At 64.2% G+C, this 14039-nt stretch carries 14 protein-coding genes; 5 read left to right on the forward strand and 9 right to left on the reverse strand.

Annotated features, from left to right (window positions below):
• Positions 1-23 precede the first annotated feature (23 nt).
• Positions 24-509: a MaoC/PaaZ C-terminal domain-containing protein gene (locus BPODLACK_RS22430; RefSeq protein ID WP_159406276.1), complete on the reverse strand. Its 486-nt coding sequence runs from the start codon at positions 507-509 to the stop codon at positions 24-26.
• 152 nt (positions 510-661) lie between these two features.
• Positions 662-1231 carry a DUF488 domain-containing protein gene (locus BPODLACK_RS22435; protein ID WP_051349549.1) on the reverse strand — a complete coding sequence of 190 codons (570 nt, stop codon included), beginning with the start codon at positions 1229-1231 and terminating at the stop codon, positions 662-664.
• Between the two features lie 154 nt (positions 1232-1385).
• Between BPODLACK_RS22435 and BPODLACK_RS22440 the strand changes: the two genes are divergently transcribed.
• Positions 1386-2717, forward strand: a complete 1332-nt coding sequence (locus tag BPODLACK_RS22440; protein ID WP_024497548.1) for an oxygenase MpaB family protein — start codon at positions 1386-1388, stop codon at positions 2715-2717.
• A 347-nt stretch (positions 2718-3064) separates the two neighbouring features.
• Here BPODLACK_RS22440 and BPODLACK_RS22445 read toward each other — a convergent pair whose 3' ends face one another.
• The 3 genes from BPODLACK_RS22445 to BPODLACK_RS22455 form a co-directional block, all read right to left on the reverse strand.
• Positions 3065-3517: a nitroreductase/quinone reductase family protein gene (locus BPODLACK_RS22445; protein WP_024497546.1), complete on the reverse strand. Its 453-nt coding sequence runs from the start codon at positions 3515-3517 to the stop codon at positions 3065-3067.
• 113 nt (positions 3518-3630) lie between these two features.
• Complete coding sequence (locus tag BPODLACK_RS22450) at positions 3631-4233, reverse strand: AMIN-like domain-containing (lipo)protein (protein ID WP_024497545.1); 603 nt, start codon at positions 4231-4233, stop codon at positions 3631-3633.
• Positions 4234-4255: 22 nt separating this feature from the next.
• Positions 4256-4888 carry an LGFP repeat-containing protein gene (locus BPODLACK_RS22455; RefSeq protein ID WP_024497544.1) on the reverse strand — a complete coding sequence of 211 codons (633 nt, stop codon included), beginning with the start codon at positions 4886-4888 and terminating at the stop codon, positions 4256-4258.
• A gap of 121 nt (positions 4889-5009) precedes the next feature.
• On the opposite strand from BPODLACK_RS22455, the gene BPODLACK_RS22460 reads away from it, so the two are divergent.
• The 3 genes from BPODLACK_RS22460 to BPODLACK_RS22470 all read left to right on the forward strand — a co-directional run bounded on the left by BPODLACK_RS22460 (position 5010) and on the right by BPODLACK_RS22470 (position 7980).
• On the forward strand, positions 5010-5672 hold the full coding sequence (locus BPODLACK_RS22460) for a helix-turn-helix domain-containing protein (protein WP_024497543.1): 663 nt from the start codon (positions 5010-5012) through the stop codon (positions 5670-5672).
• Between the two features lie 11 nt (positions 5673-5683).
• Complete coding sequence (locus tag BPODLACK_RS22465; protein ID WP_024497542.1) at positions 5684-6346, forward strand: enoyl-CoA hydratase/isomerase family protein; 663 nt, start codon at positions 5684-5686, stop codon at positions 6344-6346.
• Between the two features lie 131 nt (positions 6347-6477).
• Complete coding sequence (locus BPODLACK_RS22470) at positions 6478-7980, forward strand: APC family permease (RefSeq protein ID WP_024497541.1); 1503 nt, start codon at positions 6478-6480, stop codon at positions 7978-7980.
• 23 nt (positions 7981-8003) lie between these two features.
• Here BPODLACK_RS22470 and arr read toward each other — a convergent pair whose 3' ends face one another.
• A complete protein-coding gene (arr, locus tag BPODLACK_RS22475) occupies positions 8004-8432 on the reverse strand; it encodes an NAD(+)--rifampin ADP-ribosyltransferase (RefSeq protein ID WP_024497540.1) in 429 nt (142 codons plus the stop codon).
• 281 nt (positions 8433-8713) lie between these two features.
• On the opposite strand from arr, the gene BPODLACK_RS22480 reads away from it, so the two are divergent.
• The gene (locus BPODLACK_RS22480) at positions 8714-9592 is read left to right on the forward strand and encodes an alpha/beta hydrolase (RefSeq protein WP_232512988.1); all 879 of its coding nucleotides are present in this window, start codon (positions 8714-8716) and stop codon (positions 9590-9592) included.
• A 523-nt stretch (positions 9593-10115) separates the two neighbouring features.
• On the opposite strand, the gene BPODLACK_RS22485 is transcribed toward BPODLACK_RS22480, so the two are convergent.
• The 3 genes from BPODLACK_RS22485 to istA all read right to left on the reverse strand — a co-directional run.
• Positions 10116-11456, reverse strand: a complete 1341-nt coding sequence (locus tag BPODLACK_RS22485; protein WP_236577755.1) for an IS256 family transposase — start codon at positions 11454-11456, stop codon at positions 10116-10118.
• Positions 11457-11662: 206 nt separating this feature from the next.
• Positions 11663-12442, reverse strand: coding sequence for an IS21-like element helper ATPase IstB (gene istB / locus BPODLACK_RS22490; protein WP_024498877.1), 780 nt, complete (start codon positions 12440-12442; stop codon positions 11663-11665).
• 5 nt (positions 12443-12447) lie between these two features.
• Positions 12448-14039: IS21 family transposase (istA, locus tag BPODLACK_RS22495; protein WP_328723065.1), on the reverse strand; the 1592-nt coding region annotated here is incomplete at its 5' end.

The raw sequence follows: 14039 nt of genomic DNA on the forward strand, positions 1-14039 counted from the left end.
TAACATTCACCACGACTCGTTGATCACAACGCGTGGCTCACGCCGGTCCGAAGTCCACCACCCCAAGGGGCGCTATCTGGCTCCATCGTCAGCACGACCCGGCCATCGGCGTCGACGAGCTGTCCAGCGCAGCGCAGATCTGCGCGGTCTGTGGTCGGTGCGTCACCGCGGAAACGCGGAGAAACTCCGAGGATCGTGATGCTGGCCGTGTGAATGACGTCCGGGCGAAGCGGATTGGGCAGACGCATGCGTTCGATGCCCTTGCCGGCCACCAGGGCCAGCCGAGGAACGAACATGCGCGAAGCCAGACCGGAGTAGAGCGCCAGAGAATGCGCCGCGCTTCCGATGATGCCGCCGAACGGCCCGTTCGCCGCCACTTCCCGGCTGACATGAATCGGCAGCGGATCGTACTGGCTCGCGAAGTCGATGATCTCGACTTCGGTCACGCTCGCCGTGCCCAACTCGAAGACCTCCCCCGCTGACAGGTCCTCGGCATACAGCCTGGTCATCTCGCCTGAGGCGTGAGGGTCCGACAGTCCCGACCCGGGCGACGCTGGAGTCATAAATCTAAAGTAGCTAGATTACGAGGGGTCAGCAAACCGGGCGGAGTCCAACCGGGCCGGGCTGATCTGACGCACTGTCCACGACCGACAGTTCCGACTCAGGTCGCGGCGGGATAGGTGACCTGATTCTGCGGGCCGACGACCGCGCCGGCACTCAGATGCGCGGCATCGACATGGCCGGCGCCGAGAATGTGCCACACGTCCTCGCCGCGGGCGAGCAGATGGTCGGCGATGATCCGCCGGTGACACCGCCACCACACCGCCTCCGAGCACATCAGCGCCACGCGCGAGTCCTGCCCCCTCCCGCGCAGTCCGGTGAGTGCATCTGCGAACTCGTCGGACAATGCATGGTCGGCATAGTTGTGGAAGCTGCGGTTCTCCCACCACCCGTTGACATCGACCGGCACGTCCTGACTCACCGGACGCCGCCCGGTGAGTCCTTCAGCGTGCCAATACCCGATCCCCGATTCGTCCAGGCTCCCCGTGAGCGCGTCCTGGTCGAATTGCGGGTATCGAGTCGAGCCGGGGAGCCTCCGGACGTCGGCAACCACCTGAATGCTGCTCGCGGCGAGCAGATCGATGAACTCGGCAAGGGTCCGAGTGGAGTGACCGATGGTGAAGAACGGCTCGCTCCGGATCGTCTGCGCTGATCGCCCACTTCGCGGCATCTCCCCATCGTAGGTAGACGACCACAACCCGGCGCGGGACATTCACCTGTCCGTGAGACACATTCTCCGAATTGTCCCGATCCGCCCATATGGCGACGCTCCACCTGATCCAATGACTGGCAGCTACATCGTCGGCAGTGTCTGAGAGGTCGGAATGGCGCATCACTACCCGGAACTGGCGGAGCGCGTCACCCGGCAGGCCGACGAGTTACCCGAGCTGTACGGCGATTTCGATTTCGCCGTCACCCCGGAGCGTTTCACCACCGATCCGGGTGTGAAGTCAGCCCTGCTGACTCGGTTGGGCGATCGCTCCAGGTACCTGAACGATCCGCGCCTCCTGGAGTTGGTGCACACCTCGACATTTCTGGCCGACGTCCCCGCGGACCGAGTGGCAGCACTGGCCACGCGGTATCCGGTCGCCGAGCTGGTGAGCTTGGTTCGCCGCGTGTGCCGCGAGGGCGCGGAGAACGTCCCCGAGGCTCCACCCGAGATCGCCGAGCTCATCGCGGTGATGCAGGAGAAACCCGATTGGATCAACTTCGATCTCGTCGAGGACGGCGCCACGTACTCGCGCCTGTATGCCGCGCTCGTCTCCCCCTTCATGACTCGGGGCGCGTTCCTCGCGACGTTCACCAACAGCTATGCGGCACTGCCGATGACGATCACCGGAGCACTGTCGGGCACCCGTGCCGCGCATCGTGTCAACGAGACCACGGCCTACTTTGCGGTGACGGCACTACCCGGCGGTCTCGAACGCTTCAGCGCGGGCTTCGAAGCCACCGTCATGGTGCGACTCATGCACTCGATGGTCCGGTTCAACGCCCTGCAACGAACCGGCCGCGGCCACAACAGCAAGAAGCGGACCTGGGACACCAGGATCTACGGGTTGCCGGTCCCGCAGATCGATCAGTTCCCGGCCGGAATGATCGGTCCATACCAGAAGGCGGACAAGGCAGTGCGGGCCAACCGCGAACTCCCCTACGACGAGCGGGCGATGGTCGAGTTCCACCGCTACCGCGGCTACCTGCTCGGACTTCCTGAAGAACTGCTACCCGGATCTCCGCGGGAGATCGTCGATCTGTTCAACGCGCGCGCCGCGACGCTGCGACACGGCTACGACGACGAATGCCGCAAACTCGTCACGTCCACGATGAATGCCTACCTGCGCCCGTCCGGGAGCACCTTCGACCGCGCCGCCGATGCCGTCGAAAAGAGTTACAGCAAACTGGCATTCGCTGCCGCCTTCTGCGAGGGCAATCTGAAGAAGGCAGCCGACATGGGCGTCGACCTCTCGGTCAACGACTTTGCCCGCGCCGCCGTGACAGCGCCCTTGCTGACCGGTCGGTTCGCCGCCGTCCGCATCGCGGGCAAGGTCCCCGTGCTACAGGATGTCGCCGATCAGTACATCACCGCCTTGGTGAAACGACGCCTCGACGATTACGGAATCCCGGCGTACACAACCGATTCCCGCGAATACGCGCACTGACGACGCCCACACGCGCGTCGAACGGCAGCTCGTGCTCCCGCTGCCGCGGGCGAGTCAGTTGAGCTTCCTGGCCCGTGGAGCCGCATCTGTAAGGGAGGCCGCCGGGACGACCGCGCCTCGGATCACTCGGAGTGCACGGCTCTTCCCGCGACCAGGCGTTTCCATCCGGCGTTGGACGACGTCCATGCCGAGGGTGAACACGGTCAGGCCAATGGGGGCGAACAGTCCCACGATGAGTCCGGCCATGTCTCATACCTTTCGTTCTTCCGACACGTGAAGCGCGAGGGTTACATAACCATCCGGCTCGGCGGGTAAACATCGCCGCGGTCGGAGCCGTCGGGAATGAGTCACCGAGGATCGATCCGGAACACTCCACATCGTCCGGCGACAGCAGCGAAGGCGTCCGGCGTGACATCGGTGACCACGCCGGCGTCCTTCATCATTTTCGGGCCGTCGCTGCCCGCAAGCTCGGGCCAGGCACGGAGCACCGGAACCGCCTGGTCCGCGGGCAACTCGGTAAGTCGGACGTCGGTCACGTCTCCGCGAATCGACAACTGCGCGAGTCCATCGGCTGCGCGGACGTTGCGCGCCCAGTCGGCGCCGGGAAATCCCTCGAGGAGGTAACGCTCTCCATCCAGAGTGATCACGGTCAGCGGAGTGCGCCGCGTCTTTCGACTCTTTCGGCCGGTCACGATCAGGACCGGCAACTCCTTCATCGCACCGAAGCGCTGCATGAACAGGAACATTTTGTTCATCGGCTTGAGCCAGCGGGGCGCGGGGGTTCGCCGTGACGTGGGCATGATCGATCCTTCCGACACCTTACTTCGTACACCGTATCGGGTTCATCCCGCGTAAACCGCCTTATCTCGCTCCGCTCCCGGCGACGGGTTCGCCCACACCACCAGCGGCACGATCAGCGTTGTACGTCGATCACCAGTCGCGTCGGATTGGTCAGCACGTCGACGCTGAACGGCCTCGCGGGTTCGGATACGCCGATGAAAGACTGTGTGACACCTTCGAATACGAGCGCGCTCCGCACCTCCACCACCGAGCCGCCGGGTTGCGCGCGAACCGGATCAGGACCGTCATAGGGTTCGACGCCGCTGTCGAACGGGTACGCCGACCCCGTGATCCGAACTTCCAGGATCGCGTTGCCCGCGACGTCGACCGGGAATCCACTGCCGTCCTGGACAGCCTCGTCGACGTAGGACACCCGCCAGCCAGGCAGACCCGTACCACCGAGCTCGTAGACGACTCGATCGAATCCGTCGTGCGTCCCGATACGGATATCGGTAACGGTGAGTCGCGCACCCTCACTCGCGGGCGCGCTCTTCGGACCGGCATCCCCACCCTCAGTGGTGATCTCGGAGTTCGCCGGACTCGTCTCCATCGGAGGCGTTGACGTCACCGTCTCGGTGACAGTCGCCGCGACGCCGCCTTCACCGTCCGTCGTCGAGCAACCCGCCACCACCAAAGCAACGATGGTCGCGACGACCGAGGACCATATCCGGATCATGAGCGACCAGCGTACCGGCGGATCAGGGCCAGAAGATGGTGCCATTCAGGAAGTCCTGGGCGAAACGACCACCGCTGCGATATTCGCCGCCGAGGGGGACGCCGTAGTAGCCCTTTGCGCCGCCGTGTGCACGCCACTTCTGCAGGATTCCACCCCACACGATCTGGGCGCCGCCGGCCTTGGACCACGTCACGACACCCCCCTGGAAGTCGTTGCTCCGCCCGCTTCCCGACTTGTACTCGTTGGTGACGGGGAATCCGAGCGCACCGCGCTCGGCTCCGACCTTCTGCCAGCGGGTCCGGATGGCGCCGCCGACCTGGTGTGCCGTGCCGCCGTCGACCGCAGGATGCCAATAGAACGACGCGTCGCGAGCGAACGTCTGGTAGCGGCCGCGCTTGGCAGAAGCACGTTCGGGCCCGGTCGGTACACCCCACTTCCAGAACCCGCCACTCTGTGCGTAGGCCTCTTCGATCTTCCCTCCGACCAGGATTCCGTTGATCACCCGATCGGCCTGCGCGCTCGGCGCCAGAACGACGAGGGACATCACAGTCGCCAGGATCGCCAGGCCCAGCGACGCGAACCGAGGCCGGGTGCGACCGGCGGCTGATCGGCTGACACGGGAGGTGTACTGAAGGGAAGAGGAAAGACCGGGCATGCGCGTGATCATACGGACACACCGCGCATATCGTTAGGTCAGCTCACAACGCCCGTCCCTAACCTGTCGGTTGCGGGAGGGCACGACGATAACAGAGCATGCGCTCTGTTATCGTCGTGCCATGCCGCGGCCCAGAACGCACGATCTCGAGCGGTTGCTCGATGCTGCCGAAACGCTGGCGGTCGAATCCGGCGCTGCAGCAGTGACGGTGCGGGCCCTCTCAGATCTGACGTCGGTCTCCAACGGCGCGATCTATCACGCGTTCGGGTCCCGCGCGGGGCTCGTCGGGCGGGTGTGGCTTCGCGCTGCGCGGCGCTTCCTGGGTACGCAAGGCGCTGCGGTGGATGCCATCCTGGCCGGCGGCGAGGGTCATGGTCATACCACCGCGGTGGAAGCCGTGGTCGCAGCGGCTGACGCGCCGGCCCGCTTCACGCTCGACCACCCGACGTCCGGGCGGTTCCTGCTCACGGTGAACCGCCACGAACTCCTCGGGTCGGGTGAACTACCCGACGACCTGGCCGATGAACTCCGCAACCTCGACCAGGACCTCGTCGACCTGTTCGTGAAGCTGTCGCAAGCGGTCTGGGGACGAACCGACCGCCAGACGGTGGAGATCATCAGGGATTGCGTGGTCGAACTCCCGACCGCGCTTCTTCTTCGCGGTCGACGCACGGCGGATGCGGCCGTGCGCGAGCGCCTCGCAACCGCCGTCCGTGCCGTGCTGACACTCGATCCTCCCGGATCCGACTCATCGTCAACTGCCTCAACGTCTCTCGACAGATAGGAAAACCTCCGATGGCTACAACCCTCGACTTTCATGACGACATCGCCGTGCTCACTCTCGGTGAGGACGAGAACCGCTTCTCCCCTGCGGTTCTCGAGTCCATCGACGAACACCTCGACAGAGCCGAGTCCGCAGCCCGCGGCCTGGTCACCGTCGGCTCGGGCAAGTTCTATTCCAACGGACTCGATCTCGAGTGGCTTCTCGCCAACGGCGACAAGGCTGACGCGTATGTCGAACAGGTGCAGGAACTCTTCGTCCGGATCCTGACCTTCCCGCTGCCGACGGTCGCCGGTGTGAACGGTCACGCGTTCGGCGCAGGGGCGATGTTCGCACTCGCTCACGACTATCGGCTGATGCGCGAGGACCGCGGCTACTACTGCTTCCCCGAGATCGACATCAACATTCCGTTCACGGCGGGCATGGCCGCCCTCATCCAGGCCAAGGTGACACCACAGACCGCAGTCACCGCCATGACCACCGGACACCGGTATGCCGGACCGGAAGCTGTCGCAGCCGGTCTCGTCGACGCCGTCGCCGATGAGAACGACATCGTCTCCGGCGCGCTCGATCGACTCAAGCCGCTCGTCGGCAAGGACTCGAGCACCCTCGGTGCGATCAAGTCCACCATGTTCCGTTCCGTCACCGAAGCACTGCGCCAAGGCCGTACCCGCTGACCCCAGCGGACTTCCTGTGCCTCACAGCGTCCTGTGGACGCGTAGGTCAGTCGGGGGACGTTTCGCGCGTTTTGCGTCGATTTTGAAGAACGCCGTCTAGCTTTGGTTCCGACCTGAGCGGCGGAGGCCAGATGAGCGACCAGACATCCCAGGACGATACGAACGAGGTGTCCGTCGAGTTCGGCTACACACCGGAGCTGAAACGGACCCTCGGCTCATTCCAGGTGTTCGCCGTGTCCTTCGCGTTCATCTCGGTCGCGGTCGGCATCTTCGGCACCTACGGCATGTTGCTGAACAATGCGGGCCCAGTGGGCATCTGGACCTGGCTGATCGCGCTGGCGGGACAGATGCTGGTGGCATTGGTGATCGCCCAGTTCGCCGCCCGCATCCCGCTCAGCGGATCGTCGTACCAGTGGGCGTCCCGACTCGCCAACCCACGCGTGGGTTGGATCTTCGGTTGGCTGACCTTCTGTTACCTCATCGTCGGACTGATGGCGATCGACTTCGCGATGGCCAGCCAGTGCTTGATGCCGCTGTTCAACATCTCTCCCGACGAGCACACCGCCCGCGTCCTCACCGTCGTGATCCTGCTGGTTCAGGCGACGCTGGCGATCGCATCGACTCGACTCGTCGGGCTGATCAACTCGCTGGCAGTGGGCGTCGAGGTCACGATCGTGGTGGTACTCGTGATCGCCCTGTTGGTGGCGGTCGCGGTGACCGGGGACGGTTCGGCCGGCAATCTCGGATCGCGCGGCGTCGCATCGGATTCAGCTGATTACTTCGCCTTCGGCGGCGGATTGATGGCGGTGATGATCGTCGGACTGGCAACTCTGGTGGGTTTCGACTCGGCAGCCAACATGGCCGAGGAAGCCAAGGATCCGCACCGGACCGTGCCCCGGGCCATCGTCGGTTCGGTCGCAGCGGCCGGCATCCTGGGGATGCTGTTCCTCATCGGGCTGACAGTGGCGATCGACGACATCGACAAGGTGACCGCCTCGGAGTCGCCGGTGGCGACCATCATGCGAGACCAGTTCGGGGCACCGATGGAGCGAATCCTGTTGGTGGTGATCGCGATCGCCTTCTTCGACGGCGGACTGGTGTCGATGACGTCATGCGCGCGCATGGTGTTCGCGATGGCGCGCGACGGGCGGTTCCCGGCGCATCAGCTCATGCGACGGGTCAACAAGCGATCCCAGACCCCGATCGCGGCCACCGTGCTCCCGCTGGTGATCGGGATCGTCGTGATGATCGTGCTGCCGGGCGACGCGCTGATCGAACTCATCACCGCGGGCACTCTTTTCCCCGCGATCACCTACGGACTCGTCGTCATTCTGTATCTGGCCGTCCGTAAACGCCTGGACCGTAAGCGCGGCGCCTTCGACCTCGGCCGGTTCGAGTTGCCGGTGGCCGTCGCCGCGCTGGTGTGGTCGGTCTGCGCCGTCGTCATCCTGCTCTCCCCCATCGACGCGACCGTCCCCATGATCATCGTCGGCGGGTTGATCCTCGTCGGTGGACTCTATTTCGGTTTCCTGCTGGTGTTCCGGCGAGAGGTCCTCGACAGCGAGCCCGGACAGGACGTGTTCTCCGACACCGACCGTCGCACCGACCCGGACCCGCAGGACGCCGGCGTCTGATCAGCCGGACCGGCCGCCGTGGACTAGTCGTAGACAACGTCACGACCTTCCCGGCGCAGCACCTCCAACCCCTCGCGAAATCGTTGCAGGAACTCGGGCGAATGGGGTGTCCAGTCGGTCATCTCCCCGACGACCCGGACGGGCCGGTCGCTGCGAAACGAGTGCGTCGGGTTGCCCGGGAACTTCTTGTCGGTGACGTTCGGGTCATCTTCCACCGGGCCTTCGGGCTCGACGACGTAGACCCGGCACGGACCGTCCCCCTGCGCCATCTCGGCGGCAAGCACCGCTCCGTCGAGCACTTTCGTCATGTAGACGTAGTTCGCTGTGTGTTCAGGTCGGTAGTTCGACCGGTGACCTGGCACCAGGTGGTCCCCGACCTTCAGGTCGGCCTTGGTGCCGTGAAACCAGACGCCCGATTCGTGCACCGTGAATCGTTCGGGTGTATCTGCCATCTCCGCCAATGCGAATCCTTCCGTCCGTGACAGTTGCCGAGCAATTGTGCACGCTCGCCGGGGCCTTGCCGCAAGCCCCGTTCCTGGCGTTATTCTGAAAGTGGAAAGAGACGCGTCCGTCGTCTCCGGTCACAATTCCCCACCCCGAAATCACCGCCGGCGTGTTTGAATTCGGCGTGCGCGTATGTCATCTGATCTCAACAGCCACTGTGGCTCTCGTCGTCATCGGGACCGCCGGATGCTCCGCCGGGTCCGATGAGCCGGCTCCACAGTCGTCGTCGGTGAGCGCGACAACTCACGCGCCCACGGCAGCACCACCTGTCCCCCAGAGCTCAGATGGAATCGACATCGAGCGAATCGAGTACCTCGGTCCCGCCGACGCCGACCCTGCCGAGAACTGGGCAAACCTGTACCTACCTGCCGGGGACCACGAGGACGGATCCGTCCCGCTGGTCACCATCGTTCACGGCGGCGGTTGGGAGAGTCGCGCCGGCGCAGAGCAGTTCGACGAGATGGCCCGCGACCTCGCCGGCCGCGGACTGGCCGTCTACAACGTCGAGTATCGCCGGGTCGGCACCGGTGGCGGCTGGCCGACGACCTTCCACGACGTGGCCCGAGCACTCGACCACGTGCCCACGATGGCCGAGACCCATCCGCAGCTCAGCATCGACGACGAGCTGGTGATAGGCCACAGTGCCGGTGCACAATTGGCGGTCTGGGTCGGCACCCGACACCGGCTCGAGGATGACGAAGTGGGCTCTCGCCCAGCGTTTGTCCCGTCCCGGGTGGTGTCCATCTCAGGTCCCTTGGACATGCGCTATGCCGTGAACCACGGCAACGGCCGGGTCATCAAGCAGATCCTCGGCGGCACACCGGAACAGGTGCCTGGTCGCTATGCCTCGGTGGACCCGATCCAGAACCTCGACCCACAACTGCCGGTGATCCTCTTCCACGGTCTCGCCGACGACGACGTGAATCCGGACAACTCGCGGCACTACACCGCCGCCGTCCGAGCGGCGGGCGGCACCGCGGAACTGCACCTGGTCGACGGCGAAACACACACCTCGCTGGTGCATCGCCAGTCCCCCGCCTACCAGCAGATCATCGAGCGACTGACCGCCGTGGCCAGAGCAGAACTCGAGAAGTTGCGAGACGAGTGACCAGACGCTCGTGACCGATCCACGGTGTAGTCGATTCCTGCCGGTGTCCGCGCTACATCGTTGCAGCCGAATCGATGTGGCCTTCGAATCCGAAGCGCTCTGACAGGGAACGATACTGCTCAACGAGGTCCGGATAGGAGGGGTCAGCGCGCGCTCGGGCCAACAGGGCGCGCACGTGTGCCGCTGTTGCCCGCGCTGTCATCCAGTCGCCGGTGTTCGGAACGCCCAGTAATCGGTCGAGCGACCTCTTAGCCTCGACGAGGTCGACTTCGTCCCCGCGGTCCACCAGAACCTCCGCCAGAATCCCGGAAGCCGGCATCGCGTAGCCACAAGAGGACGATCCCCACCGCATACTCCGCGAACATCAAGGCGTTGTCATCGGCAACCCGCTCCGATGTCCGCAGCACCTCTTCACCGATGTGGAGGGCACGATCATCGGCGCGAAGAACTACGAACTGTATCGCCGCTGCAACGGGTCTGTCCGATATTCGGTGTAAGCGGCGGTTTCCGATTGCTCGGCGGGTCAGCGTTCTTCGGCTGCGGGCATACGATCGGCGAACGTGATTGCCAGGGCGTTGAGCGCTGGCTTCCAGCGTACGGCCCACTTCGTCTGACCGGTACCCTTCGGGTCCAGCGACCGGGTGACCAGGTAGAGCGTTTTGAGTGCGGACTGCTCGTTCGGGAAGTGCCCGCGAGCGCGCACCGCACGCCGGTAGCGGGCGTTGAGACTTTCGATCGCGTTGGTAGAGCACAACACTCGCCGAATCTCGACGTCGTAGTCAAGGAACGGAATGAACTCCTCCCACGCGCTCTCCCACAGGGTCACGATCGCTGGGTACGGCGTGCCCCACTTTTCAGCGAATTCCTCCCACCGCAGCCGGGCCTCAGCGGCGGTCGACGCGGTGTAGATCGGTTTGAGATCGGCGCTGATCTTGTCCCAGTACTTGCGGGAGGCGTACTTGAAGGTATTGCGGATCAGATGGATGATGCACGTCTGTACCGTGGCCAACGGGAACGCGGCAGATACACTGTCGGGCAACCCTTTCAACCCGTCACAGACAACGAAGAAGATGTCGCGGACACCCCTGTTCTTGAGGTCGGTGAGCACCGCCAACCAGAACCTGGCCGACTCACCGCCCCCGTCGCCGGCCCACATGCCTAGGATGTCTTTGTGCCCGTCGAGATCAACACCGATCGCGGCGTAGATCGGCCGGTTACGCACCTGCCCGTCACGGATCTTGACCATGATCGCGTCGATGAACACCGCCGCGTACACCTTCTCCAGCGGGCGTGCCCACCAACCCACCATCTCCTCGATGACCCGATCAGTGATGCGGGAGACGGTGTCTTTCGACACCGACGCACCGTAGACATCGGCGAAATGCGCCGAGATCTCTCCGGTCGTGAGGCCTTTGGCATACAGCGACAGCACCACCCGATCCACATCGGTGACGCGACGTTTGCTCTTACCGACAATCACCGGGTCGAAGGTGCCGTTGCGGTCGCGGGGGACCTCGATCGGCACCTGCCCGCACGCGTCAGTCAGGACCCGTTTCGTGCGCGTGCCGTTGCGCGAATTGCCGGTGTTGCGGCCGGCCACGTCATGTTTGTCGTAGCCAAGATGCTCGGTCATCTCCTCATCGAGCGCCGCTTCGAGCACGCTCTTGGTCAATGCTTTGAGCAGCCCGTCAGGACCGGTCAGGGCCACGCCCTGAGCGCGGGAGCTACGTACTAGATCGCTTACCAAGGCCTGCTCGGCCTTCGAGAGCTCACGCACCGCATCCGCGGTGGTGACATCGTGTTCCTGACCGGGCTGAACCGGCCCTGCCACCGGGGCATCCACGCCCCCGATTGTGTCGGTCATCGTCGTGATTCCTCCTGCCCCACGCCGGGGGCGATCAAAACCACTTACACCGAATCAGCGACAGTCCCGCTGCAACGGTCCAGACGAAAACGAGGGCGAAATGCTGGGGATTGTTGTCACGCGCCAACTCGATGGCAACATCGAGTGTCATTTGCCACCGCTATGGGACCACCTGTTTGCCACGAGCATGGGACCACCTTGGCGCGTTATTGAGGATGCGCGGTGGGGTCGTGGCGGTCAAGTCCGGGGCGTTGGCGCTGGCGGTACGAGGGGCCTTCCACGACCAGCGTGTGAGCTCGAGAGGTCAATCGGTCGATGGCCGATTGGGCCAGCAGTGCGTCGGTGGTCATGGTCAGCCACTCGGCGGGCTCTCGGTTCGAGGTGATGATGGTGGTCTTGGTGTGGTGGCGTTCGACGATGAGTTCGTAAAAGTCGTTGGTTTCGGTGGCGTCGAGGGGCCGTAGGGCAAAGTCGTCGATGACGAGGACTTCGGTGGTGGTGAGTTTGCGGAGTTCGGCGTCGGTGCTGTTGTCCAGGCGCGCGGCTTTGAGTCGGTGAAACAGTTTGTCTGCGCGGGCGAACAGGACGGTGTGGCGTCGGCCGATTGCCATGTGGCCCAAAGCTGTTGCTAGGTGTGTTTTGCCGACCCCGACGGGTCCGAGGATGATGGCTGACTGTTTGGCTTCGATGAATCGCAGTGTGGCCAGTTCTTCGAGTAGTTCCCGGTCATAACGCAGGTCGTGTTCGGCCCGCCAGCTATCGATGCGCATGGCTGGGTCCAGGCCTGCTTTGATTGATCGCAGTGCGGCAGAGCGTGATTCGCGGCGTGAGACTTCGTCGGCAAGTAGCTGTTCGAGGAAGTTGATGTGTGAGGTTTTGTGTTGCCGTGCCAACGCGGCGCGTTGCGGGAGGGTGTCAGCGAGCGCACCGAGTTTGAGGGCTTTGAGTGAGCGGAGCAGGTCAGCACCGATTGGTTGGGTGGTCATGGTCTCTAGTTCTCCTTGGTGCCTGGAATGAGGGTCAGTGCTGCTGTGGCAGCGGCGAATTCGGAAGGGTCACGGGTGAATCTGGTGGGGGCGTGACCGGCGGCTCGGGGCAGTGCTGGGCTGGTGGTTTCGGTGCCACGTTCGAGCATGGAACGGATCTTGGTGACCGCGATGACATCGAGAGCGAGGGCTGACTGGCAGGCCGCATCTACTGGTGCGGCTCCGTAGGTCGAGACCAACCCGATCAGTGCGTATACCGCCCGCATGCGCGACCAGGGGCGAGGGTCATCAACGATGCGCGCAGCGTAGAGACCGATATGTGGGCCGTAGCGTTCGCATTGCTGCAGCTGGGCGGTGATGTTGCGGGTGGCGTAGGCACCCAGATCTGCCGGGTAGTCCGCCGGATCGGTGCTGCGACCACCCGCGCCTTGTCGGGGGTGTTGTTTGATCAGCTCGCCGCGGTGATAGAACTTCACCGTCTCGGAGTCGGCGCGAACATCGACGGTGGTACCGATCCACGTTTCTGGAAGCGAGTACAACGCTTTACCCACACAGGCGTGAAAGTCTTTGTGCACCTTCACTTGTTTGAAGACCGGAACATCGTAGGGCTGCTGGGGTACCGGCAGCAGATGCCGGTGTTCCTCGGCGGCGAAGACGACCGCGGGTTGGGTTGCGGTGGTGCCGTGCACCCGCATGCCGGCGGTGTGAGCACACCAGGTGCGTGCTGCTTGCTGGGCATGGTCGAGGTCGGTGAAGGTTTCCCCGGCCCAAAAGTTCTTCTGCACGTACTGGATGGTGCGTTCGACCCGGGGTTTGTCCTGCGGGGTGCGCACCCGAGCGGTATCGGTGACGAACCTGGCATGGGCTGCGTAGTCCAGCCATCCCCGACTCAGCCGTGGGTTGACTGCATCAGCCTGGGCGACAATGGGTTTCATGTTGTCGGGGATGATGACGGCGAACACCCCATCGAAGAATTCCCACGCCGCTTGGCAGCCGGTGATCACCGCGTCCAGGGTTTGTGAATGGGTCAGCCACACGAACGTGTGCCGCGAGTAGACCGCGGTGATCACCAGGGCATGGACCTTGCGGCGTTTGCCGCTGGCAGGGTCATCGAGCAGCCCGAGGTACCCGAAATCGAGCTGACATTCTGCACCCGGAGCGCAGTCGTCCACGCGCACGGTGGATGTTGTTCGCCGGTACCCGCATTGCTCGGTCGCGAACCTCACCAACGTCCGATAGGGCACCTGGCATCCCTGACGGGCAAGCAGGATGTGAATTTTAGTCAGTGTCAACGGTTTCTGGTCGCCATCACCGGCGACCCAGGTTCTGATCTGATCGGTGAACCCGGCCAGTTGTTCCCATGCCTGCCCGTGCCCGTTGGGCCGGACCGGGCGTACCGCGGTCACGATTCTCCCGATCAGCTCATCGGTCAACGCGTCGGCACCGGCGCCGTGGACCAATCCTGCCGCTTGCGCGGCCTGTACATACCGTCGCACCGTCTTGCGGTCGACTCCGGCGTGTGAGGTTCCCCCCGAACCGTAGAGGCATCGATAATGAGGAGCACGATGCCAGAGAAGCGGAAGAAGTACGACCGGGA

The sequence above is a fragment of the Gordonia sp. YY1 genome, assembly GCF_009872315.1.
Classification (GTDB): Bacteria; Actinomycetota; Actinomycetes; order Mycobacteriales; family Mycobacteriaceae; genus Gordonia; species Gordonia amicalis.